18 protein-coding genes are annotated in these 22,516 nt (G+C 66.8%); 13 read left to right on the forward strand and 5 right to left on the reverse strand.

Features of this window, described 5'->3' with window-relative positions; genetic code table 11:
* Window positions 1–2 precede the first annotated feature (2 nt).
* The 13 genes from JOD97_RS04750 (at window position 3) to JOD97_RS04810 (ending at window position 12,918) form a co-directional block, all read left to right on the forward strand.
* Window positions 3–1,163 (forward strand): S9 family peptidase, encoded by a 1,161-nt coding sequence (locus JOD97_RS04750; protein ID WP_209713782.1) that lies wholly within the window; start codon window positions 3–5, stop codon window positions 1,161–1,163.
* An 18-nt stretch (window positions 1,164–1,181) separates the two neighbouring features.
* Window positions 1,182–2,171 (forward strand): VOC family protein, encoded by a 990-nt coding sequence (locus JOD97_RS04755; protein ID WP_209713784.1) that lies wholly within the window; start codon window positions 1,182–1,184, stop codon window positions 2,169–2,171.
* A gap of 2 nt (window positions 2,172–2,173) precedes the next feature.
* Complete coding sequence (locus JOD97_RS04760; protein WP_209713786.1) at window positions 2,174–2,578, forward strand: Rieske 2Fe-2S domain-containing protein; 405 nt, start codon at window positions 2,174–2,176, stop codon at window positions 2,576–2,578.
* Window positions 2,579–2,593: 15 nt separating this feature from the next.
* Window positions 2,594–3,733: an FAD-dependent oxidoreductase gene (locus JOD97_RS04765; RefSeq protein WP_209713788.1), complete on the forward strand. Its 1,140-nt coding sequence runs from the start codon at window positions 2,594–2,596 to the stop codon at window positions 3,731–3,733.
* Window positions 3,734–3,749: 16 nt separating this feature from the next.
* Window positions 3,750–4,901: an MFS transporter gene (locus tag JOD97_RS04770; RefSeq protein WP_209713790.1), complete on the forward strand. Its 1,152-nt coding sequence runs from the start codon at window positions 3,750–3,752 to the stop codon at window positions 4,899–4,901.
* 21 nt (window positions 4,902–4,922) lie between these two features.
* Entirely contained in the window at window positions 4,923–5,522 is a 600-nt protein-coding gene (locus JOD97_RS04775; RefSeq protein ID WP_209717183.1) for a cupin domain-containing protein, read from the forward strand.
* Entirely contained in the window at window positions 5,519–6,508 is a 990-nt protein-coding gene (locus tag JOD97_RS04780) for a fumarylacetoacetate hydrolase family protein (protein WP_209713792.1), read from the forward strand. Before JOD97_RS04775 ends, JOD97_RS04780 begins: the two co-directional genes overlap by 4 nt.
* Window positions 6,505–7,458 carry an NAD-dependent epimerase/dehydratase family protein gene (locus JOD97_RS04785; RefSeq protein ID WP_209713794.1) on the forward strand — a complete coding sequence of 318 codons (954 nt, stop codon included), beginning with the start codon at window positions 6,505–6,507 and terminating at the stop codon, window positions 7,456–7,458. Before JOD97_RS04780 ends, JOD97_RS04785 begins: the two co-directional genes overlap by 4 nt.
* The gene (locus tag JOD97_RS04790; RefSeq protein WP_373999783.1) at window positions 7,455–8,393 is read left to right on the forward strand and encodes a LysR family transcriptional regulator; all 939 of its coding nucleotides are present in this window, start codon (window positions 7,455–7,457) and stop codon (window positions 8,391–8,393) included. Before JOD97_RS04785 ends, JOD97_RS04790 begins: the two co-directional genes overlap by 4 nt.
* A gap of 239 nt (window positions 8,394–8,632) precedes the next feature.
* Window positions 8,633–9,640: an ornithine cyclodeaminase family protein gene (locus tag JOD97_RS04795; RefSeq protein ID WP_209713796.1), complete on the forward strand. Its 1,008-nt coding sequence runs from the start codon at window positions 8,633–8,635 to the stop codon at window positions 9,638–9,640.
* 41 nt (window positions 9,641–9,681) lie between these two features.
* A complete protein-coding gene (locus JOD97_RS04800; RefSeq protein WP_209713798.1) occupies window positions 9,682–10,692 on the forward strand; it encodes a dihydrodipicolinate synthase family protein in 1,011 nt (336 codons plus the stop codon).
* A 10-nt stretch (window positions 10,693–10,702) separates the two neighbouring features.
* Window positions 10,703–12,172: an NAD-dependent succinate-semialdehyde dehydrogenase gene (locus tag JOD97_RS04805; RefSeq protein WP_209713800.1), complete on the forward strand. Its 1,470-nt coding sequence runs from the start codon at window positions 10,703–10,705 to the stop codon at window positions 12,170–12,172.
* 2 nt (window positions 12,173–12,174) lie between these two features.
* The gene (locus JOD97_RS04810) at window positions 12,175–12,918 is read left to right on the forward strand and encodes an EthD domain-containing protein (protein ID WP_209713802.1); all 744 of its coding nucleotides are present in this window, start codon (window positions 12,175–12,177) and stop codon (window positions 12,916–12,918) included.
* A gap of 38 nt (window positions 12,919–12,956) precedes the next feature.
* On the opposite strand, the gene JOD97_RS04815 is transcribed toward JOD97_RS04810, so the two are convergent.
* The 5 genes from JOD97_RS04815 to JOD97_RS04835 form a co-directional block, all read right to left on the reverse strand.
* Entirely contained in the window at window positions 12,957–14,138 is a 1,182-nt protein-coding gene (locus tag JOD97_RS04815; RefSeq protein WP_209713804.1) for an aldose epimerase family protein, read from the reverse strand.
* 150 nt (window positions 14,139–14,288) lie between these two features.
* Window positions 14,289–16,628 carry a family 43 glycosylhydrolase gene (locus JOD97_RS33080; RefSeq protein WP_373999784.1) on the reverse strand — a complete coding sequence of 780 codons (2,340 nt, stop codon included), beginning with the start codon at window positions 16,626–16,628 and terminating at the stop codon, window positions 14,289–14,291.
* Between the two features lie 210 nt (window positions 16,629–16,838).
* The gene (locus JOD97_RS04825) at window positions 16,839–17,564 is read right to left on the reverse strand and encodes a Fic family protein (RefSeq protein ID WP_209713806.1); all 726 of its coding nucleotides are present in this window, start codon (window positions 17,562–17,564) and stop codon (window positions 16,839–16,841) included.
* Window positions 17,557–18,069 carry a hypothetical protein gene (locus JOD97_RS04830; protein ID WP_209713808.1) on the reverse strand — a complete coding sequence of 171 codons (513 nt, stop codon included), beginning with the start codon at window positions 18,067–18,069 and terminating at the stop codon, window positions 17,557–17,559. The genes JOD97_RS04825 and JOD97_RS04830 overlap by 8 nt, the downstream gene beginning before the upstream one ends.
* Window positions 18,070–18,248: 179 nt before the next feature.
* Window positions 18,249–22,412: a discoidin domain-containing protein gene (locus JOD97_RS04835; protein WP_209713810.1), complete on the reverse strand. Its 4,164-nt coding sequence runs from the start codon at window positions 22,410–22,412 to the stop codon at window positions 18,249–18,251.
* Window positions 22,413–22,516: the final 104 nt, after the last annotated feature.

The raw sequence follows: 22,516 nt of genomic DNA on the forward strand, positions 1-22,516 counted from the left end.
CCATGTTCCGCTATTTCCCCACCAACTATGTCTGGGACCTTTCCATCAACCTCGCCATCGAGATGGGCGCCAAAATGGGCGAGATCGAGGAGATGTGCGCGCCGCTGCGCGAAGCGGCCAGCCAGCCCGACGCCGCCGGCTCGCAGGCGTTCCGCGCCACTTGGGTGCGCATGGCCGACAAGCTGTGCGAGCTGGCCGCCGAGGACGAGGCGCGCGGGCGCCTGATCTCGGCCGGCGACAAATACGGCCGCGCCGCCACCTACTACCTGACCGCCGAGCGGCTGCAGGCGCACGGCTCCGAAGGCCGCATGGCCTTGTACCAGCGCTTCCTCGAGGTGTTCGCCAAGGGCACGGCGCTGGCCGGCGAGAACTGCGAGCGGGTCGAGATCCCGTACGGCGACACCCACCTGTCGGCGCTGTACATCCGGGCCGAGGGCGTGGCCGGCCGCGCACCGGTGCTGGTGCAGCTCAACGGCCTCGATTCGACCAAGGAGATGAAGTATCGCGTCGGCCTGCCGCGCTGGCTGGCGCAGCGCGGCGTGTCGTCGCTGGTGGTGGACCAGCCGGGCACCGGCGAGGCGCTGCGGCTGCATGATCTGACGGCCGTCTACAACAGCGAGGTATGGGCCGCCAAGGTGGTCGACTGGCTCGAGACGCGCGACGACATCGATCCGTCGCGCATCGGCTGCGAAGGCGTGTCGCTGGGCGGTTACTACTGCCCGCGCGCGGTGGCCTTCGAGCCGCGCTTCGCCTGCGGCGTCGTCTGGGGCGCCAACCACGACTGGCGCGACGTGCAGAAGAAGCGCTTGCAGAAGGAAGGCAGCTTCCCGGTGCCGCATTACTGGTCGCACGTGCAATGGGTGTGGGGCGCCAAGGATCTCGAGGACTTCATGCGCATCGCCGAAAACGTCCACCTCGACGGCGTGGTCGAACGCATCAAGGTGCCCTTCCTCGTCACTCACGGCAGCAAGGATAGTCAGATCCCGCTGCACTGGGCCGAGCGCACCTACGAACAACTGGTCAACAGCCCCAAACGGGAACTGAAGATCTTCACCGAACGCGAAGGCGGCGTCCAGCACTCCAGCTTTGACAACTCCGCCAACGCCGGCGCCTACATCGCCGACTGGGTCGCTGAGACCCTCGGCGGGCGCGTCTCCATTTAAACCAACAAGGAAGCAACCATGCATATCATCGGACCAGACGCACTCGTATTCGGCGTCGACGACGTCGCCGCCTGCAGCCAGTACCTGACCGACTACGGCCTGATGCCGGTCGGCGTGAGCGCCGCCGGCGGCCGCTTCGAAGCGCTCGACGGCACCGCCATCGTCATCGCCCGCCAGGACGACGCTACGCTGCCGCCACCCCTGCCGACCCGCACCATGCTGCGCAAGACCGTCTACGGCGTGGCCGACGCGGCCACCTTGGACGCCATCGCCGCGGAACTGGGCAAGGACCGCGAGGTACGCCGCCTGCCCGACGGCTCGCTCGAGGCCAGCGACGACCTGGGGTTCGTGCTTGGCTTCCAGGTCACCGTGCGGCGCCCGTTCGCGCTGCCGGCCGAAGCGGTCAACGCGCCGGGCGCGCCGGCGCAGCGCGCACCGAACGTGGTGGCGGTCGACGAGCAAGCCGTGATCCAGCCACGCACGCTGTCGCACGTGGTCTACTTCGTGCCCGACATCGCCAGGGCGGAAGCGTTCTATGTCGAGCGCCTCGGTTTCCGCTGCACCGACCGTCTCGGCGGCGCCGGCCCCTTCCTGCAGCCGGCCGGCACGCTGGACCACCACACGCTGTTCCTGATCCAGACCCCGCCGTTCATGCAGGGCGTCGAGCACTTCACCTTCCACCTCGGCGGACCGACCGAGTTGATGCTGGCGGGGACGCGCTTCGTCAAGCAGGGCTACCAGTCGTTCTGGGGGCCGGGCCGCCACAAAATGGGCTCGAACTGGTTCTGGTACTTCAATAGCCCGCTGGGCTGCCACGTCGAATACGACGCCGACATGGACCTGCACGACACCACCTGGACGGCGCGCGACGTGCCGATGAGCGCCGACGCTTCGCAGCTGTTCCTGTTCCAGCAGCGCGACAAATGGGCGCCGGCCGGCGGTCCGCCTCCAGGAGTGCCTGGCGGCCCGCCGCCAGGCAAGCCGGCGGAAAGCATCGTCCAGGAGTAGCCATGCGGGCGCCCGACATCCGGCTGTGCCACCTCGACGAGCTGCCCGACGGCGAGGCGCGCGGCTTCGACCCGCACGGCAGTGGCCAGGACAGCGTGCTGGTGGTGCGCCAGGGCGCCACGCTGCACGGCTATCGCGACCTGTGCCCGCACTACGGCGACACGCCGATGGCCTGGCGCCGGCACGCCTACCTGAACGCCGGCGGCACCCACATCGTCTGCGCCGCGCACGGCGCGCTGTTCGAGATCGACGGCGGCATGTGCGTGCGCGGCCCCTGCCTCGGCCAGGCGCTGACGCCGGTAAAGCTGGCGTTGAACGCCGCCGGCGAAGTACATTTGAAGGGTGAGGTGCCGGACGACGCGGGTCCGGCCCCCGCTACAAAAACCACCGAAGACAATACTAATTAATCAACGGAGACTCACATGACATCACCAGCAAACAACATCCTGATCATCGGCGGCGGCTTTTCCGGCATGTCGGCCGCCATCCAGCTGCGCAAGCTGGGCGTGGCCGTCGAGGTGGCCGAGATCGATCCGGGCTGGCGCTCCTACGGCGCCGGCATCAGCCTGGGCGGCGCCACGCTGCGCGCCTTCAAGACGCTGGGCATCCTCGACCAGTTCCTGGAGCACGGCGCGGCCGCCGACGGCGTCGACCTGCTGCTGCCGCACGGCCAGCACCTGGCCACGTTGCCGACGCCACGCCTGGCCGGCGACGACGTGCCCGGGGGCGGCGCCATCATGCGCCCGGTGCTGGCCAAGATCCTGGCCGACGCCACCATCGCCAGCGGCGCCAAGGTGCGCCTGGGCTGCACCTTCACCAGCCTGCGCCAGCACGCCGACGGCGTCGAAGTGAGCTTCACCGACGGCACCGTCGGCAATTACGACCTGGTCATCGGCGCCGACGGCCTGTATTCGAAGGTGCGCGAAACGCTGATGCCGGAGGCGCCCAAACCGCGCTACAGCGGCCAGTGCGTATGGCGCGCCGTGCTGCCGCGTCCAGCGGAAGTGGAACGGGCCATGATGTGGGTCGGGCCGAAGATCAAGACCGGCGTCAATCCGGTCTCGCGCGACCGCATGTACCTGTTCGTGACCGAGGACCGCGCCGACAACGTGCAGATCGATCCGGCCAGATTCACCGACATGCTGACCGACCTGCTGGTACCCTTCGCGGCGCCGCTGATGCAGCAGTGCCGCGCGCAGTTGCAGCAGATGGGCGCCGACGCGCAGATCGTCTACCGGCCGCTGGAAGCCTTGCTGATCCCGCAACCGTGGCACCGCGGCCGCGTGGTGCTGATTGGCGACACCGTCCATGCGACCACGCCGCACATGGCCTCCGGCGCCTGCATCGGCATCGAGGACGCCATCGTGCTGGCCGACGAGTTGGACGGCGCCGACACCATCGAGCAGGCGCTGGCCGGCTTCGAGGCGCGGCGCTGGGAACGCTGCCGCATGGTGGTGGAAAATTCGAGCCGGCTGGGCGAGATCGAAATCGCCGGCGGCGACAAGGCCGAACATTCGCGCATCATGCACGCCACCCACATGGCCCTCGCGGCGCCGATCTGAGCGCCGGGAGCCCGCCATGAACAACTTCAACGAGCGCGCCGAGCGCTGGCCCGGCCGCGTCGCGCTGGTGGTAGCGCACTGCGCCGGGATGGTCGACCTGGTCGCGCTGCCGGTATGGGTCGGCGCGCTGATCGCCGGCTACGGCCTCGATCCGCAGCGGGCCGGCGCGCTGGCCACGCTGTTCCTGCTGGGCGCCGTCGCCAGCAGCCTGGTTTGCGCGCCGCGCTTCCACCGGCTGCGCAGCGGCGCGGTCGCCGTGGGCGGCTTCACGCTGGCCGCCGCCGCCTTCGCCGGCGTCTCCGCCACCCACGACTACGCGCTGATGGCGCTGTTGCACGCGCTGGCCGGCGCGGCGGCCGGCGCGGCGCTCAGCATGACCCACGGGACCATCGGCCGTTGCCGCAATCCGCACCGCATGTTCGCGCTGGCCGGCATGGGGCTGGGCGTGTTCGCCATCGTCTTCCTCGGCTCGATGCCGGGTTTGATCGCCACCCAGGGCGGGCCGGTGCTGTTCCGCGTCTTCGCCGGCGTGATGGTGGTGGCCGCGCTGGTGTCGGCGCTGGCGTTTCCGTCGGCCGTCGCCGACACCGAAGTCAGGACCGCCAACGCCGCGCCGATCGCGCCGGCCGTCTGGTTCGCGGCGTTCGGCATTGGCTGCATGGGCCTGGTGCAGGCGATGATGTTCAGCTTTTTGGAGCGCATCGGCGCCGATCGCGGCTTCGCGCCGGGCGCCGTCACCGGCGTGCTGATCGCGCTCGGCTTCGTCAACCTGTTCCCGGCGCCGCTGGCGGCGCTGCTGGAGCGGCGCTGGCCCGCGCATCTGGTGGTGCTGGCCGGCCCCGTGCTGCAGGCGGCCCTGGCGCTGACCATCGCCGCCAGCAGCAGCTACGCGGCCTACGCCGGCGCCGGCGCCGTGTTCGCGGCGGTGATGATCTTCACCCACACCTTCGCCTTCGGCCTGGTGGCGCAACTCGACGCCGGCGGCCGCGCGCTGTCGGCCACGCCGGCCATGCTGATGGTGGGTGCCGCCATCGGCCCGGTGCTGGGCGGCACCCTGGTCAAGAGCGCCGGTTACGGCATGCTCGGCGCCGCCGCCGCGCTGATCGGCTGCGTGTCCGTTTTCTGTTTCGCCCAGGCCGGCCGCCGTCGCGTGGCCGTGCCATCCTGATCCCCCCATAGGAGTAGCATGATGTCCCTGCCCCCGATACACCGCGTCGTCACCGGCCATGACGCCGCCGGAAAAGCCATCGTCGCCAGCGACGGCGCCCTGCCCACCGTGATCGAACTGGCGGCCATTCCCGGCACCGTGTTCCATGAGGTGTGGAGCACCGCCGCCACCCCGGCGCCGGCCGACAACGGCGCCGACCCGACGCTTGGCGCGCTGGTGCTGCCACCGCCCGCCAACGGCACGCGCATGCGCTTTGTCGACATCCCGCCCGATACCGACGACTTTCTCGCCAACGGCGCGGCGCGCATGCACGACGCCTTCACCCAGGCCGGCGACGCCGCCGCGTCGACCGTCGCCGCCGATTCGCCGCACCCGCTGATGCACCGCACCGAGTCGGTCGACTACGGCGTCGTCATCGAGGGCGAGATGACGCTGGTGCTCGACGACTCGCAGGTGCTGCTCAAACCCGGCAGCGTGGTGATCCAGCGCGGCACCAACCACGCCTGGGCCAACCGTTCGGACCGGCCCTGCCGCATGCTATTCGTGCTGGTCGACGCCACCTACGATCCGGCCATCGCCGCCGCCCTGGCCCTGCCGTCATCCATCTGGAAAAAAACATGAAATTCGCCACCCTGCAAGACCACACCCTCGACGGACGCCTGCTGATCGTCTCGCGCGATCTGACCGCCTGCGTCGAAGCCGGCGACATCGCGCCGACCCTGCTGCACGCGCTGCAGCACTGGGCCGACGTCGAGGATGCGCTGCGCCGGCGCTATGAGGCGCTCAACGCCGGACGCCTGGAAAGCCAACCCTTCGATCCGCGCCGCTGCGCCGCGCCGCTGCCGCGCAGCCCCCAGTGGTGCGACGGCTCGGCCTTCCTCAACCACGCCAACCTGATGGAAAAAGCCTTCGGCACGCCGCCGATTCCGGACCTGGACACGATACCGCTGATGTACCAGGGCGCCAGCGACGACTTCCTCGGCCCGCACGACGACGTGCCGATGCCCAGCGAGACCGACGGCATCGACTTCGAGGGCGAGTTCGGCGTCATCGTCGACGCGGTCGCGATGGGCAGCGGCGCCGACCAGGCGCTGGACGCGGTGCGGCTGGTGGTGCAGCTCAACGACTGGAGCTTGCGCGCGATGGGCCCGCGCGAAATGCGCACCGGCTTCGGCTTCCTGCAGGCCAAGCCGTCGACCAGCTTCGCGCCGGTCGCCGTCACCCCGGATGAACTGGGCAACGGCTGGTCGGATGGCCGCGTGCACCTGCAACTGGAAGTGTCCTGGAACGACGCGCCCTTCGGCCGCCCCGACGGCGGCGAAATGAGCTTCGGCTTCGGCGAGTTGATCGCGCACGCGGCGCGCACCCGGCGTCTCAAGGCCGGCACCATCATCGGCACCGGCACCGTCTCCAATGTCAGCCGGCAGGCCGGTTCCGCCTGCATCGCCGAGCGGCGGGTGATCGAGATGATCGACCAAGGCGAAGCGCGCACCGGCTTCATGCGCTTTGGCGACCGGGTACGGATGGAGGCGCGCTGGCCGGGCGCCGGCGCCGGACCGTTTGGCGTCATCGAACAAACCGTGGTGCGGGCGGAGCGGCCGGCATGACGGCCCCTGCTCCGCTGAAGCATACGGTGATCACCGGCGCCGATGGATTCGTCGGCCGCGCGCTGGTGGCGCGCTTGCGCGACGATCCCCGGCAGCGCCTGACGCTGATCGACCAGCGCTTCGACCAACCGCCAACCGCTCCGCACATCCGCCAGGTGTGCGGCTCGTTCGGCGACGACGCCGTGTTGGACCAGGTGTTGGAGCAACCGGCCGACACCGTATTCCACCTGGCGAGCGTGCCCGGCTCGCTGGCCGAGCGCGAGCACGCCCTCGGTTATCAAGTGAACCTGCTGGCGACGTTGACGCTGGCGCATCGGCTGGCCGCGCAGGGTCGCAAGACAGGCAGTCCTGCGCGGCTGGTGTTCGCCAGCTCGGTCGCGGTCTATGGCCCGCTCGGCGCGGACCCGGTGCGCGAGGATCAACCGGCCCGGCCGGCGACCAGCTACGGCGCCCACAAGCTGATGGCGGAAATCGAACTTGCCGATTTGAGCCGGCGCGGGGAACTCGACGCGGTCAGCCTGCGCCTGCCAGGCATCGTCGCCCGGCCAGTCAGCGAATCGGGCCACGGCTCGGCATTCATGAGCCTTGTGATGCACCGTCTGGCCGCCGGCCAGCCCTACGTGTGCCCGGTGCCGGCGGATGCCACCGCGTGGTGGATGTCGCTGCCGTGCTGCGTCGACAACCTGCAGCATGCGGCGCTCATGCCGACAGCCGGCGCGCCGGCCTCGCGCACCTGGCAGCTGCCCGTGCTGCATCTGAGTATGGAGCAGCTGCTGGCGGCGCTGGCGCGACGCTACGGGCCGCGCAGCCGCGCCTTGTGCACGCACGAGGAGAACGCCGCGATCACGGCGCTGTTCGGACGCTTTCCGCCGCTGCAAACGCCACTGGCGCTGGCCGCCGGATTCCGGCACGACGGCGACGCCGACCGCCTGGTCGCGGCGTCGGTGTGAACCGCAGCTCCATGGAAGCGCGCGCTAAAAATACGCAACCCGACCCGGCGATCATCGAGCAGCGCTGGCTGGTGTTCCTGCGCGTGGTGGCCGTCGGCAGTTTAAGCAAGGCGGCCGCCGCGCTCGACATGCCGCAGTCGATGGTCAGCCGTCATATCGCCCAGCTGGAACAACAATGCGGCGAGCGGCTGTTCCGGCGCACCGGGCGAGGCGTGGTGCTGACCGAGGTCGGCGAGCAGCTGCTGCCCCGCATCGGCGAACTGGCCGCCGGCGCGGAACGCCTGGCCGACGATATCCGCAGCGTGCGCGGCCAGCCGGTCGGCGAGGTCATGGTCGGCCTGCTGCCGTCGGCCGTCGGCCGTCTGGCGGGGCCGCTGTTCGCGGCGGCGCGCGCGCAAATGCCCGGCGTGCGCCTGCACCTGTCCGAGGGCGCCAGCGCCCAACTGGACGAACACCTGCGCGAAGGCCGGCTCGATATGGCCGTGGTGCTGCGCGAGGACGGCGACCGCGCCGACGACGAGGATGTGCTCGCGCGCTTGGCGTTGCACGTCGTCGGGCCCGCCGGCGACCCGCTGCTGGCGCACGGGGAGCTGCCCTTCGCCGCGCTGGCGGGCCTGCCGCTGGTGGTGCCGGGCCGCCCGCACCTGCTGCGCGCGCGCCTCGACCGGCTGGGCGCCGAACACGCGCTGCCGCTCAACGTGGCGGTGGAAGTCGATTCGGTGCGGCTGCAATATGAGGTCGCCGCCGCCGGCGGAGGCTATGCCATCGCCGCCGCGCCGCCGGCCGGCATGGATCGGCGCCTGGCGGCGGCGCGCATCGTCTCGCCGGAGCTGGAGCGGTACGTGGTGCTGGCCGTCTCGCCGCGCCGTCCGCATACGCGCGCGTCGCGCGAGGTGCGGCGCGTGATCTGCCGCCTGGCGCCCTCTTTCACCTGAATTTCCGTGATTGGTGGGTTTCGTAGGGCGGATTAGCGCGCAGCGCGTAATCCGCCATGAGCCGCCGACGGAGCCTGGCGGATTACGCTGCGCTAATCCGCCCTACGTGATCGACGTGATCAACGCGATCGACGTGGCCAGCCATCGACAATGAGCATAGCTGCTTTCCCTAACCGGTGGTTCCTCGCGCGGATGACGGCTCGTATAGTCGAAGGCATCCAAACCACGGGGCCCGCGCCATGTCCGAACCAGTCAGCACCACCATTCCTCCCACCCTGTTCCTGTCCGACGCCGACGTTGCGTCGCTGGCCGATTGGGGCGCCGCCGTCGCCGCGCTGGCCGACGCCTACGCCCGTCCGGTGTCCGACGCCATGGTGCCGCCGCGCTCCATGGCGCGCGGCGACGGCCACTGGTTGCGCAGCCTGACGGCGGTCTCGCCGTCGGGCGGCCACCTCGGCTGCAAACTGATCGCGGCCTCCACCCGCGCCCGGCGCGCCAGCTACCTGATCTCGCTGTTCGACCAGGAGACCACGGCGCTGGCCGCGCTGATCGACGGCAACCGCGTGACCGGCCTGCGCACCGCCGCCACGGCCACGCTGGCGGTCGACCTGCTGGCGCCCCTGCGGCCGCTACGGGTGGCGGTGATCGGCTCGGGCTTCGAGGCGCGCGGCGCGCTGGACTGCCTGCGCACGGTGCGCACGGTGCAATCGGTGCGTGTCTACAGCCCGACCCCCGCGAGCCGCGAGCGCTTCGCCGACAGCTTCCGCCCGGACCTCGACATCACGACCGTCGCCAGCGCCCAGGAGGCGGTGCGCGAGGCCGACGTCGTTCTGTGCGCGGCGCGCAGCCGGGATGAATCGCCGGTGCTGCGCGGCGCCTGGCTGCCGGCCGGCTGCACCGTCGTCTCGCTGGGATCGACCCTGCCGGAGCAGCGCGAGGTCGACGAGGAGACGCTGGCGCGCGCCGCCTGCATCGTCGCCGACATGCCCGACGAGGTCGAGCACGACACCGGCGACGCCATCGCCGCCACCCGCGCCGGCGTCCACCTGCCGGACAAGCTGGTGTCGCTGGCGGCGCTGGCCGCCGGCGCCGTCACGCCGCGCCGCGCGGAACGCGACATCGTCGTCTACAAATCGGTGGGCTCGGCGCTGCAGGACGTGGTCATCGCCGAGATGCTGTTGGCGCTGGCCCGGGAGCGCGCGATCGGCACGCCGCTGGCCGCCAGCATCGCGCCCGTCTCCAAATAATTTTCCATCCATCGCATCACGCACCACCTATAGGAGCCATCATGGCCGGTTACACCAAAAAAGAAGCCCGCGACTGGGCACGCGAACGCCTGCAAGGCGTGGCCAACGTCATCATCCCGACGATGACGTCCGATTTCAAACACCTCAACGAAGCGGCGGTGCGCCACGACGTCGACACCACCATCGGCCACGGCTTCGTCGGCACGCTGACCTGCTCCGAAGTGGCCATCACGCTCGACCAGTACGAGCAGTTCGTGCGGGTCGCCGTCGACCAGGCGGCCGGCCGCATTTTCATCGTCCACCACGCGGTGTTCAACACGCTGGAGGACAACATCGAAGCGCTCAAGGTGGCCGAGGCGGCCGGCGCGGAACTGGTGCTGCTCGGCTATCCGCCGTACTTCTATCCGAAGTCGATGGAGGACGTCTACAACTACACCAAGGCCCTGTGCGACGCCACCGACCTGGCGGTGATGCTGTTCCCGATTCCGACCTGGGGCTTCGGCCGGCTCGATCCGTCGGACATGTCGCTGCCGCTGCTGCGCCGCCTGATCGACGATTGCCCGAACGTGGCGGCGATCAAGGCCGAAGGTGGCGCGCCGCACATCATGGCGGCGATCGAGGTGCACCGCGCCTTCCACAAGGAGGTGGTGATCTCGTCGCCGATGGAGCACGAATACGTGCCGCTGGCGCAGTTGATCCCGATCCCCTTCTGCGGCACCAATTATTCGGCCTTCTACGGCCCGGTGCTGCCGAAGGTGTACAAGTTGATCCAGGAAGGCCGCTTCGACGAGGCGACGGCGATCTTCTACCAGCTTGACGCCGCGCGCAAGGCCTTCGGCAGCGTGCCGCAGGCGGGCAATGGCCTGATCAACCGCATGATGTGGAAGTACGAGGGCTGGCTGCAAGGCTACAACGGCGGCCCGCTGCGCCATCCGACGGCGCGCGTGTACTCGCGCGACATGGTGGCCCTGCGCCGTGGCCAGGAAGCCTCCGGCCTGAATCCCACCGCCGATGCCGACGAGGCGTTCTTCGTCGGCCGCAATCCACGCTAAAGGACCAGCGATGAAACACCTGCTCAAAGATCCCACCCTGTGGCGCGACGCCGCCTATGTCGGCGGCGACTGGCTGGCAAAAACGCCCCATGGCAGCTACGCGCTGCGCAACCCGGCCAACGGCGAGGTACTGCTCGAACTGCCGCGCTGCCAGCAGGCCGAGGCCCGCCACGCCATCGAAGTCGCACACCAGGCCTTCCTGGCTTGGCGCAAGACGACCGCCAAGCACCGCGCCGAGGTGCTGCACCGCTGGTATGAACTGGTGCGCGCCAACCGCGACGACCTGGCGCTGCTGATCACGCTCGAGGAAGGCAAGCCGCTGGGCGAGGCGCGCGGCGAGATCGATTACGCCGCCTCCTTCCTGCAGTGGTTTTCCGAGGAGGCCAAGCGGGTGCGCGGCGACGTCATCCCGGCGCCGAAGGAAGGCCAGCGCATCGTCGTGCTCAAGCAGCCGATCGGCGTGTGCGCCGCCATCACGCCGTGGAACTTCCCGGCCGCGATGATCACCCGCAAGGCCGGCCCGGCGCTGGCGGCAGGTTGCGCGATGGTGGTCAAGCCGGCCAGCCAGACGCCGCTGACGGCGCTGGCGCTGGCCGAACTGGCCCTGCGCGCCGGCGTGCCGCCCGGCTTGTTCAGCGTGCTGACCGGCAACGACACGCGCCTGCTCGGCGCCGAGCTGACCAGCCATCCGCTGGTGCGCAAGATCACCTTCACCGGCTCGACCGAGGTGGGCCGCGTGCTGCTGCAACAGGCCGCCGCCACCATCAAGAAGTGTTCGATGGAGCTCGGCGGCAACGCGCCGGTGCTGGTGTTCGACGACGCCGACCTCGACACGGCGGTCGAAGGCGTGCTCGCCTCGAAGTTCCGCAACACCGGCCAGGCCTGCATCAGCGCCAACCGCATCTTTGTGCAGGACGGCATCTACGACGCCTTCGCCGCCAGGCTGGGCGCGCGCGTGGCGGAACTGAAGGTTGGCAACGGCCTCGACGACGGTGTCCAGCAAGGTCCGCTGATCGACGCCGGCGCCGTGGCCAAGGTCGAGGAACACATCGCCGACGCGCTGGCCGGCGGCGCCCGCATCGCGCTCGGCGGCAAACGTCATGCGCTGGGCGGCTGCTTCTTCGAGCCGACGGTGCTGGTCGACGTCAAGCCGTCGATGAAGATCGCCCACGAGGAAACCTTCGGCCCGGTGGCGCCGCTGTTCCGTTTCCACACCGAGGCGGAGGCGCTGGCACTGGCCAACGCCACCGAGTTCGGCCTGGCCGCCTACCTGTACAGCAGGGACGCGGCGCGCATCTGGCGCGTCGGCGCCGGCATCGAATCGGGCATGGTCGGCATCAACTGCGGCCTGATCTCGAACGAAGTGGCGCCGTTCGGCGGCGTCAAGCAAAGCGGCCTGGGTCGCGAGGGGTCGCAATACGGCATCGAGGAATTCCTCGAGATCAAATACCTGTGCTGGGATGGATTGGAGGAGATTTAGAGATGATCAAAATGATGGCAGCCATTTGCCGGCGCCCCGGCATGACCCACGCGGAATACATCGCCTACGTGCAATATGTGCACGCGGCGATCAGCAACGAGAATCCGCTCGCGCTGCGCGCGTACGTGCAGAACCACGTGTTCGATTCGGCCTTCGGCAGCGCGGCCGAGGCGGCGCACACGATGACGGTGGCGCGCGATTCGGTCACGGAGCTGTATTGGGATAACGCCGGGGACCTGCAGGCGACGTTTTCGCATGAGCATGTGCGGACCAAGGTCGGCCCCGATGGCCGGAATTTCAGCGATACCAGTGTCGCGCTGAGTTTGGTGGCGGCGGAGGTCGAGCAGCCGGTCGCGCGCCCTGGCGGCGGCTGCGGCGCCAAGGTGCTGCACTATCTGCGCGCCGCCGACGGGCTGGAGCTGACGGACTTCTTCGCGCGCTGGCAGGCGGCGCACGCGAAGGCGCTGGCGGCGGCGCCGGAGGCCGCGTCGGCGCTGCGCCGGTGCGTGCACAACCGGCAGCTGCCGCAATTTAATCCGATGCTGGCTTATTTCGGCGGCAAGGATGCGCCGATCTATGAAGGCGTCGGCAGCCTGTGGTTCGACAACGCCGCGTCGGTGGGCGCCTTCCGCGCCTACGAGCGCGCGCTGCTGGAAATCAACGCCGATCCGGCCACCGCGTTCTACCGGCCGGACCAGTCGTTTTTCCTGTATGCGCAAGAAGTCGACATCTACCGGCGCAGGTGATTTACCCGGGGCGGATTATCCACCCCGGGCAATTCGTATCAACGATCGAGCTTGTAGAAATGCAACACCGTGGTCTGCGAATAATCGCGGCCCGGATCGACGCGGGTGCTCGGGAACGCCGACTGGTTCGGGCTGTCCGGATAACCCTGCGCCTCAAAACTGATCGATTGGTACTTGGTCAGCTTCTGGCCGCCCTTGCCCACCACCTCGCCTTTGAGGAAGTTGCCGGTGTACATCTGCATGCCCGCTTCGGTGGTGGCGATCGCCAGGCCGCGGCCGGAGTTGCGGTCCTCGATCTTGACGGCCGGTTTCGGCTCGGCCGTTTTGCCACCGCGCAGGATGTAGTTGTGGTCGATGCCGCCGTTGGCCAGCGCCAGCTGCGGATGCTGGGCGCGCGCCCGCTCGGTCACATTGGCTGGCGTGCGGAAGTCGAACGGCGTGCCCGCCACCGGCAGCGGCTGGCCGGTCGGGATCAAGGTCTTGTCGACCGGCAGGATGGCGTCCGACTCGATCGTCAGGTCGACATCGGTGGCCAGGCGCGTGGCCGGGATGCCCGACAGGTTCAGCATACTGTGCCAGGTCAGGTTGACCACCGTCGGCTTGTCGGTCTTGGCGCCGTAGCGGATGGTCAGGTCGTTGTTGTTATTCAATTCGTAGGTCACGTCGGCCACGACGGTGCCGGGGAAGCCCTGGTCGCCGTCGGGCGACGTCAGGGTGAACGTCACCGAAGCCTTGTCGGCGGTCTGTTCGACGCTCTTGACCACCCAGTTGCGCTTGTCCCAGCCGATGCTGCCGCCGTGCAGGGTGTTGGGCGCCTCGTTGACCGCCAGCGCGAACTTCTTGCCGTCCAGTGCGAAAGTGCCGTTGGCGATGCGGTTGGCGTAGCGGCCGACCGTCACGTTGGTAAAGCCGGGCGTCGATTCGTAGCCGGCCAGCGTGTCGTAGCCGACGGCCAGATCGGCCGAGTTGCCCTGCTTGTCCGGGAAGCGCAGGCTCTGCACCGTGGCGCCGTACGAGATCAGCGTGGCCGACAGGCCGCTGGCGTTCTTCAGGACGATGGCTTCAACCTTGGCGCCGTTCGACAACGTGCCGAAAGGCATGCGCGACAGCGACACGCCGCCGGAAGCGGCGTCGTCGCGCGATGGCAGCTGGCTGCAGGCGCTGAGGCCAACGAGGGTGCTAAGCAGGAAAATCGAGGCGGGTCTGGTCGAAATAGTCATGTAGTTGTGAAGGTTCCGTTAAAAAAAATAGGTGGCCGGCGACTGCCGGCCATGCCCATGATAATTGCTGAGCCGGCCGTCGGGCGCCCGGGAGACAGCCGGACGTTAGCATAAACCAAACGCCGGCTTCCCGTGCGACGGCACAACCGATCAGCGCGCGATGCTGGAGATTTCCCCGTCGGTCAAGGCGGTACCGTAGATGCGCAGGTCGTCCATCGACCCTTTATATGGCGCGTCCCACCAGTTCACGCCCAGCGCGAACACGCCGCTGGTGGTGGTGAATACGTTGGGGAAGTTGACGCCGCTGTAGCGCTTGGCGCCGTTGACATAGATGTTGACGGCGCCGTTCTTGACGGTGAACGCCACGTGCGACCACTGGCCGACCGGGATGTTCATGCCCAGGCCGGCGTCGTACCACGCCGTGCCCGACCACAACATGGTGGAACCACCGACGCCGTCGTGTCCCTTCGGCAGCAAGCTGATCCACGAGTCGCCGGTGCGGGCGCCAAAGAACGTGGTGGTGAACGCGGTCAGTTGGGCCGGCTTGAGCCACATCGCCACCGTGTACGTGTTGCTCGAGAATAGGCCGTTCGGCAGGCGCACACCGGTCGCGCCGTTGAAGACGGCCGCGCTGCCCTTCATGCCCGGCTCGTACCCCAGGCTGCCGCCGGCGATATCGATTTTCGCGCCGATGACGGCGCCCGCGCCGAACGCGCCGGTGGCGTCGTTCAGGTTGCCGTCGAACGGGAAGTAGGCGACCATGCCGCCCAGCTTGCGCACGGTGACGACAAAGGACTTGACGGCCTTCGCCATGCCTTTGGTGATGGTGGCCGTCAACGTGACGGTCACATCGCCGGACGGGCTGGTGACCTGCCCCGTGTTGCTCAACACGCGAGGATTCGACGAGGTCCACGTGATCACGGCATCGCGCGCGGCGCTGGTCGGCAGCGTCATGTCGCCGGTGACCGCGTTGGTGTTGCCGAGGCTGAGTTCACTGTAAATCGCGTGCACGATCTGCATGTCGCTGCCGGACGGCAGGCGGCTGCCCATGACGGAGACACCCTCGCGCGACGTCGCGGTAAACGTCATCACATAGCTTTGCGAGGTTTCATCCCACTGCCTGAGGAACACGCCTTTGAACGGGGACGACCCCGGCAGGTTGATCTCGGCCTGGTTGGCGCCCACCAGCGCCCACGTGCCGGAGACAGCGCCGCTGATCGTCCCGTTGGCGTTGAGGGTGATGAATTTGGATTTTTTGATCGTGGCGGAAATATCCTTGCCGTGATTGACGAACATGTAGTCGCCGAACACGAATCCGCGCGGCACGGCGGCCAGGGTTTCGTTGGTATTGCGGTACGGCGTCACCACCGGCCAGCCATCGGCATTCATGAACATCTGGTGCACGCGGATTTCATGCTGTTCGCCGCGCTCCGGGAACCGGGTGTGGAAGATCAGGAAGTGCTTGCCGGTGGCCGCATCATAATACGCCGAATTGTGACCGGCCGACACATAGCCGGTGCCGATGCCGGTGCCGAGTTCGCCCAGCTTGCGCTCGAACAGGAAATTGCCCATGATCTTGACGCCATACGGCGCGATCGAGGCGTCGTCGAACAACGGCTTGGTCGGATCGGCCTTGACGTTGGCCATATTGACGCCCTGGGCGTCGAAGTACGGGCCGTCCGGCGAGGTGGCGCGCGACACGCGCATGTTGTAGCCGCCGGCCGCGTCCAGCCCGCCGAACGACGTGAACATGTAGTAGTACTGCGTCACGGGGCTGTACATCACGTAGGCGCCTTCGATGCGGCTGTGATTGCCGCCCATCAAACGCTTGCCGTAGCCCTGCCCCGGCAGCGGCATGCCGGTGACCGGATTCATCTGCATGATGAAGATGCCGCCGGAATAGGAACCGTAAATCATCCACAGCCTGCCGCCGTTATCGAAGAACACGTTAGGATCGACGGTGTTCGGATGCTTGAGGGCGTCGTAGATAGTGCCGTCGTAGCTGGCCTGGCCCCACATGCCGGACTTGAGGATGATGCCCTTGTTGACGTACGGGCCCTCGATATTGTTCGACACCGCGATGCCCAACGCCGAGCGCGGCGAATCGCCTTTGCAGGCGTTGTAATACATGTAGTACCTGCCGTCGGCGAGGCGGATCACGTCCGGCGCCCACAGCGTGTTCGATTGCGCCCAGCTGAACGTCTCGGCCAATTCCGTGTAAACGTTGCTGGAACCGTTCAGGAATAATTTATTGGTGGCGCTGACCGAGTCGGTTATCTGCGTCCAATTCATCAAATCGGTGCTTTTGGCCGATGCCAGGTGGGAGCCGAACACATAATAGGTGCCACCGGTCTTGATCACGGATGGATCGTGGACGGAGGCGTTTTTAAAGGTCACCGGCGCATAGGACTGTTGCGCGGCGGCGTTGGTGGACAGCATGGATGCGGCCAATACAGCGGCGGCCCCCCACAGCGAGAAGGATTTGGTCACGTTGGTCTCCAAGTATATTTTTATCGTTTTACCCGCCCAAGGGCTGCGGAAGTTCGCCTTTTGCCTGTACCTGCCCGGCAAATTTCATGGTCGGCTACGCACGATATCGTGGAGAAACTGATGTGTCCAATGACGTTTTACGCCGCCGCGATAGCCAAACAGGCATCGGGGGTTGGCGGCATCGCGCTGACGTGGCGCAAGTCCGACGCGTCAAAGCGGCCGGTATGCTCGCTTACGTGCGAATTCCGCGTAGTCACGCGCGACGTGTGGGTCGGCATAAGCGGCGACGGCGTCCGCTTCGGCATCGACACCGTCTAATCCAGGCATCACCGCCACCGAAGCCCGCCATTGTTCACGTGGAATAGGCGGACCTATGAACGGAAGTAAATAAGCATCCAGGTGACCTGCATTTGGCGATTCAAGTTCAAGATTAAGCGCTTGCAGGTACGGCTCCTTTTGCGTGCGTGTCCAATCAATGGAAAGGCCTGCGCGAAAACACAACTCGGAGTGTATCAACAACATGGTACGTCCGTTACCATCGAGAAAAGGATGTCCATAGGCGAACAATCCCATGATGAAGCCAGGATGGGTTGGCATCTGGCCTTTTTCCTGCGCCTGGACCAAGCCGTCCTCCACCGCACGGCGACAATCGCGTGGATGACAAAAGTAGACAGGTCCCTTCGAAATCGCCTTGTCTGGCAGCACTGCGGCGCGATCCTGACCTGCCCAAGGATACAATCCGCCAAAAAGCAGTCGATGGGTGTTGAGGAAATCCTCATATTCAATCCTGCGACAGGTTACCAAGTAGTCAAGCGCAGCCGGAAGTTGGGCACGAAACAAAGCGTGCTCCGCAACCTTGACGATGCTCAGGTCCTTTTCCCCACCGGTATTCCGTAGATAGCCCGCAGTTTCAAAATCACCGAATGGATCAAACATGCGATTTAAGCATGCGGTGATGTTCCATCACCAGCTTGGTCATGTCCGTCGGCGACAATTTTCCTGCCCGCGTCAGCGCCACGAGCAAGTCATCGGTGGAATCGGTCGAGACTTCATCGCCGGCAAGCCGGGTCACCGCGACGGCCCACAGATCGCCATAAGTGGGTATATAACTTATCCCCAAACGTCGGGCCAACGAAGCGACATAGCGCGCGGTCGGCGTCATCACCCGCGTCTGACGCCTCCGTCGCGTGGCGAGCTTTCGGCGTAATTTCGCTTGTCGCTGATGCGCATTGGCAAGGACCGCTTGCTTACCGAGCAACTCTAATTTCTGAGGTGTGACATACACGCCGCGCTCAATCCGCAGAATAAAACCCTTGCGGCGCAACTCCAGGAGAGCTGCCGAAACCTGACTGCTGCTACCCATGCCATTCAGATCCGAGCGCAGCAAAAGACCGTCCCGACGGGGACGGATTGACTGCAATATTCGGCCTTGGATGTCCATATGGTTTATTATACATGATGTAGTTTTCCTTTGTATATCATAGACTTACCGCATTTCTCAATGCCGGTCTCGACCGGCTTCCGCTCGACGGGATGCACGCGTGCCTCGGCCGGCCCGGCGCTTACCCCATCGCCCTCCACTCAGCCGTCACGCCGGGTCGCCAGCGCGACGGCCCAGCGCTACAACGAGCCGTGCAGACGCACTTCCGCCATGCTGCCGTACCAGGTACCGCCGTTGTAAATGCGGATGTAGCGATATGGCGAGGCGCCCCCCACCGCGAAGCTCTGCCAATCCGCCGTCTGGACGCCGGCCCCGGCGATCGTGGTCCACGTGGCGCCGTCGTTGGAACCCTGGAACACGACGCCCTTCGCGCGGATGGTCTGGTCCTGGCGCGCCAGCAGTTCGACACTCGTCAGGCTGACCTGCTTGCCGGACTTGAAGTCGAACACGATGTAGCTGCCGACTCCGCTGTTATTGCTGCCGGTGCGGAAATCCGAGAAGGACGAGATATTGCCGTCGAACAGCGCGTCAACCATCGAGGCGGTCAACGCGGCGCTGCGGTTCAGCGTCGAGTCGATCAGCGTCGCCACGGTCGAGATATTGCGGATCACGTCCGATTCATCGACCACATAGGCGCCGCTGCCGTCCGTGGTGGCCGTGGCCGGATAGCCGGCCGAACCATCCGGCAGCTTGTAGTTGACGGCGAACGTCACCTTGCCCGCCGCCACGCCCTGCGGCAGCGCCGCGCTGGCCGTGAAGTTGACGTTGTCGCTGGTGGCGACCGTCGCCGTCTGGCCCTGGATCGTGGCCGTGACGTCGTTGATGGCCGCCTTGGCCGTGAACGTCAAGGTCACGGTGTTGCCCGGCACGACGCGCTTGTTCGCCACCGTCGCCGGGCTGAGCGATTGCGCCGAGGTCAGCGACGCGGTGGCGATCTGCGCGGTCGATTTGACGACGCCGTACAGGCGCAGCTCCGCCATGTTGCCGTACCACTGGCCGCCGTTGAACACGCGCAGATAGCGGAACGGCGTGGTGTTGTTGGAGGTCAGCGTTTGCCAGTCGGCGTTGTTGCCGGCCGCGTTCGTGATCGTGGTCCAGTTGGTGTTGTCGTTCGAGCCTTGCACGACGGTGCCGTTGATGCGGCCGACCTGGTCCTGGCGGGCCAGCACTTCGGCGCGCGCCAGCACCACCGTGCCGCCGTCGCGGAAGTCGAACTCGACCCAGCCGCCGTAGCCGCTGCCGTTGACGCGGTAGTCGGTGGCGGTCGTCAGGTTGGCGTCGAACAGCAGGTTCGCGGTGTTGACCGCGTCGGTGGCGTTGCGCCCGCTCGAATCGGTGACCGAGGTGACCGTGGTGACGTTGTCGATCATGCCGGTCTGGTCGGCGATGGTCAGCGCGCTGCCATCCGTCGTGAAGAAAGTCGGTTCGGCGTCCACGCCGGCGGCGGTTTTGTAGTTCAACAGGAAGCTGACCGTGCCGTACGGGCCTGTCGCGCCGGCCACCCAGCTGGCGGTCCAGTTCAGGTTGTCCGTCGTGCTCACCGTGGCGGGCTGGCCCTGGATGGTGACGTTGACGTTGGTGATCGCCTCGGTCGAGACGAATTTCACCTTGACCGTGTTGCCCGGCACGATGCGGTTGCGCAGCGCCTGGTCCGAACCCATGGTCACGGACGACAGCTTGTTGACCGTCTCGTAGCGGGTGCCGAAGATGTGGAACTCGCCCAGCTCCAACATGCTGCTCGAGGGCTCGATCATGGCGATCTTGAAGAAGCGGTAGCGCTGGGTTTGCAGCGCATCGTCGACCGGCAGGTTCTGCATGTCCTCGGTCACCACGGTCAGCCCGGGCGTCAAGCGGGTCCAGTTGGCGTTGTCGTTGGAGCCGTAAACCGTGGTGCCGCCGATGCGCTCGGGGAAGCTGGTGCGCACCTGCAGGCCGAAGGCGGTGGCGGCGACCTTGAAGCTCGGTCCGAAGTCCAAGGTGTGGGTCTGGTTCTGCGCCAGGTAAAAGCCGACGAAGGAATCGGGATTGCCGTCCAGCGCGTTCGGCACCTGGGTGCCGAAGGTCGACGACGTCAGCATCTTGGTGTAGTTCAGGCTGCCATCGGCGATCACCGGCGTCAGCAGTTGCAGACCGGCCACGGCCGTCCTGAGCGTGGCCAGCTTCTGGAAGAACACGTCGTCGGTGGCGCTGGCGATGACGCTTTCGATGTCGTTGTAGGCGGCGGTGTAGGTGTTCAGCGTCGAGGTGACGTACGGCAGGCTGGCGTTGTAGCTGGCGATCACGGCGTTGACCACAGCCTGGCGGTCGGCGCCCACGATGACGGTGACGCGCTTGCTGACGACGCTGGTGCCGTCCCTCGCCGAGACGACGAAGCTATAGGTGCCGGCCTGGGTCGGCAGCCACGAGAACGCGCCGGTGCTGCCGTTGAAGCTGGCGCCGGGCGGCGGATTGTCGATCTGGTAGGTCACCGTGGCGGTCGAGCTCGAATCGGTCGCGGCGAAGCTGGCGCTCACGGCCTGGCTGGCGCCGGCGTAGGTGTAGACGTCCAGGTCCGCGTTGCCGGCGGTGAAGGTCGGCAGGCTCAGGCTGCCGCCGTTGACGTTGATGTGGTCGATGTCCACCGTCGTGCCCGCCCCCTTGATCGTGACCGGCAGGAAGTCGCCCAGCCCGCCCGCGTAATTGACGTACATCCACTGGCCATTGGTGTTGGGCAGCTGGAACGTGGTGCCGAACGCTTCCATGGTGGCGACGCCATTGGTGCGCACCTTCAGCGACAGGCTGCTGGTGCCGTAGCCATAGCCGTAGACGGCGAAGCTGCTGCCGGCGGCGGTGGCGGTGGTCTCGATGTAGGAAGCGGTCGTGTCCGACTTGACGACGGAGTTGGCGTCGAGCGGCGTGAAGCGCGCCTCGACTTCGCGATAGGGGTCGGTGATCGTCTTGACCAGGCGCTGGGTGCCCTCGGCGGCCGCGGCGGCCGGGATCAACAGCCAGAAGTCGCCACCGCCGTCGCCGCCGTCCCAGTTATAGACGGTGCGGTTGGCGAAGATGCGCGAGAAGTTGGGCGCGTGCTTTTCCATGTTCATGCCGCGCGCGTACTTGTAGTAGTAATACAGTTCCCAGGTGTTCTGGGTCAGCCGCCCGCGGTAGGCGCCGGCCACCTTGTGGTAGACGACGGTGGGGTTGCCGCTGGCGTCGGTATGCGACGCGGTGGGGATCCACGCAATCTCGTAGCCCTGCATATAGGTGCCGAACTTCTCGGCGGCCTGCAGGATGCGGTCGCACAGGAATTCGTAGGGGCCGACCGCGTTCGGCGCGGTGGACGGCGTGCCCTCGACCGGATCGACCTTGGTGCCCTGGGCCATCATGAAGCGCGCCAGGATTTCGGCGTTGGTGAGGTCGCCGGCGCCGTGGGCCTGGTCGCGGCCCATCTCGACGTGTTGCACGGCCGGCGTCACCTGCTCGCCGGTGTCGTCGTTGGTGGTCACCAGGCGGAACAGCGCTTTGACGGCGCCGTTCTGGCCCTGGTCGACGGCGTCCTTGTTCACCGTGAACCACTCGACGGTGCGGTCGTAGCCGGCGCGGTCGCCGGTGAAGATATACCCCGCCATGGCGCCGATCGTCGTGTACAGGTGCTGGTTCATGAACCGGCAATTGCAGCTGTTGTCGGTGTCGATGGTCGGCAGCACGAAGTTGTTGGCGAAATTGCTGGTGTCGTCGTCCGTCCACGCCAGCGCGGCGGTCTGGTAACTGGTGTAACGCAGGATCTCGGCCGCCCCCACCATGCGCTGCAGCGGAATGCCCGTGTGGATGTGCGCGTCCGTGTAGTAGGCGAACTGGCTCGGGTCCATCTGCCCGTACAGGCGGATGATGCGCAGCGCGTTGGCGCGGTAGGTTTCGTTACCCGTCACGTAGTACAGGATGGCCTGGGTGTAGGCGGTCAGCGCGTCGGCGATGAACAACGATTCCACGCCCTGGCTATTGAGGCCGTAATAGCGCGGCTTGGACGGGTCGGCGGCGTTGACGTTCTTGATCGAGGGCGTGGTCGACGCGGTGCCGGACAGCAGCATCTGGTTGAAATAGGTGTTCCACGGTTCCTTTTGCGCCCGCACCTGGGTGCGCATATTTTCCAGCACGTCCTTGGTCAGGCCGACGCCTGGATGCTTGAAGCCGCTCGCATCGAGCGTCTCGTTGATGGTCGGCTGATAGCTGGTGGCCAGGTTGACGATGGTGTCCGCAGCCATGGCCACGCGGGCCGGCAGCACGCCACACAGCGCGACGATGCCCGCCGCCGCGCCCATGCGGACCATCCGCCAGAACGCGCTGTTTAATCTTTGTATTTTCATTGTTGTCTCCTCCTTTTTTTAACTACACGAGTGCCGATTCCAACTCCTCTTGTTCTTAATATATTCAATACATACCGCCCGGCCGGGATGCGCCGGAAGGGATT

Origin of the sequence: Duganella sp. 1411 (assembly GCF_017833525.1) — a bacterium.
Taxonomy (GTDB): Bacteria; Pseudomonadota; Gammaproteobacteria; order Burkholderiales; family Burkholderiaceae_D; genus Rugamonas.

Coding starts and splice junctions, on each gene's coding strand:
- JOD97_RS04750 (WP_209713782.1), top strand. CDS start 3: ATGTTCCGCTATTTCCCCACCAACTATGTCTGGGACCTTTCCATCAAC.
- JOD97_RS04755 (WP_209713784.1), top strand. CDS start 1,182: ATGCATATCATCGGACCAGACGCACTCGTATTCGGCGTCGACGACGTC.
- JOD97_RS04760 (WP_209713786.1), top strand. CDS start 2,174: ATGCGGGCGCCCGACATCCGGCTGTGCCACCTCGACGAGCTGCCCGAC.
- JOD97_RS04765 (WP_209713788.1), top strand. CDS start 2,594: ATGACATCACCAGCAAACAACATCCTGATCATCGGCGGCGGCTTTTCC.
- JOD97_RS04770 (WP_209713790.1), top strand. CDS start 3,750: ATGAACAACTTCAACGAGCGCGCCGAGCGCTGGCCCGGCCGCGTCGCG.
- JOD97_RS04775 (WP_209717183.1), top strand. CDS start 4,923: ATGTCCCTGCCCCCGATACACCGCGTCGTCACCGGCCATGACGCCGCC.
- JOD97_RS04780 (WP_209713792.1), top strand. CDS start 5,519: ATGAAATTCGCCACCCTGCAAGACCACACCCTCGACGGACGCCTGCTG.
- JOD97_RS04785 (WP_209713794.1), top strand. CDS start 6,505: ATGACGGCCCCTGCTCCGCTGAAGCATACGGTGATCACCGGCGCCGAT.
- JOD97_RS04795 (WP_209713796.1), top strand. CDS start 8,633: ATGTCCGAACCAGTCAGCACCACCATTCCTCCCACCCTGTTCCTGTCC.
- JOD97_RS04800 (WP_209713798.1), top strand. CDS start 9,682: ATGGCCGGTTACACCAAAAAAGAAGCCCGCGACTGGGCACGCGAACGC.
- JOD97_RS04805 (WP_209713800.1), top strand. CDS start 10,703: ATGAAACACCTGCTCAAAGATCCCACCCTGTGGCGCGACGCCGCCTAT.
- JOD97_RS04810 (WP_209713802.1), top strand. CDS start 12,175: ATGATCAAAATGATGGCAGCCATTTGCCGGCGCCCCGGCATGACCCAC.
- JOD97_RS04815 (WP_209713804.1), bottom strand. CDS start 14,138: ATGACTATTTCGACCAGACCCGCCTCGATTTTCCTGCTTAGCACCCTC.
- JOD97_RS04825 (WP_209713806.1), bottom strand. CDS start 17,564: ATGTTTGATCCATTCGGTGATTTTGAAACTGCGGGCTATCTACGGAAT.
- JOD97_RS04830 (WP_209713808.1), bottom strand. CDS start 18,069: ATGGACATCCAAGGCCGAATATTGCAGTCAATCCGTCCCCGTCGGGAC.
- JOD97_RS04835 (WP_209713810.1), bottom strand. CDS start 22,412: ATGAAAATACAAAGATTAAACAGCGCGTTCTGGCGGATGGTCCGCATG.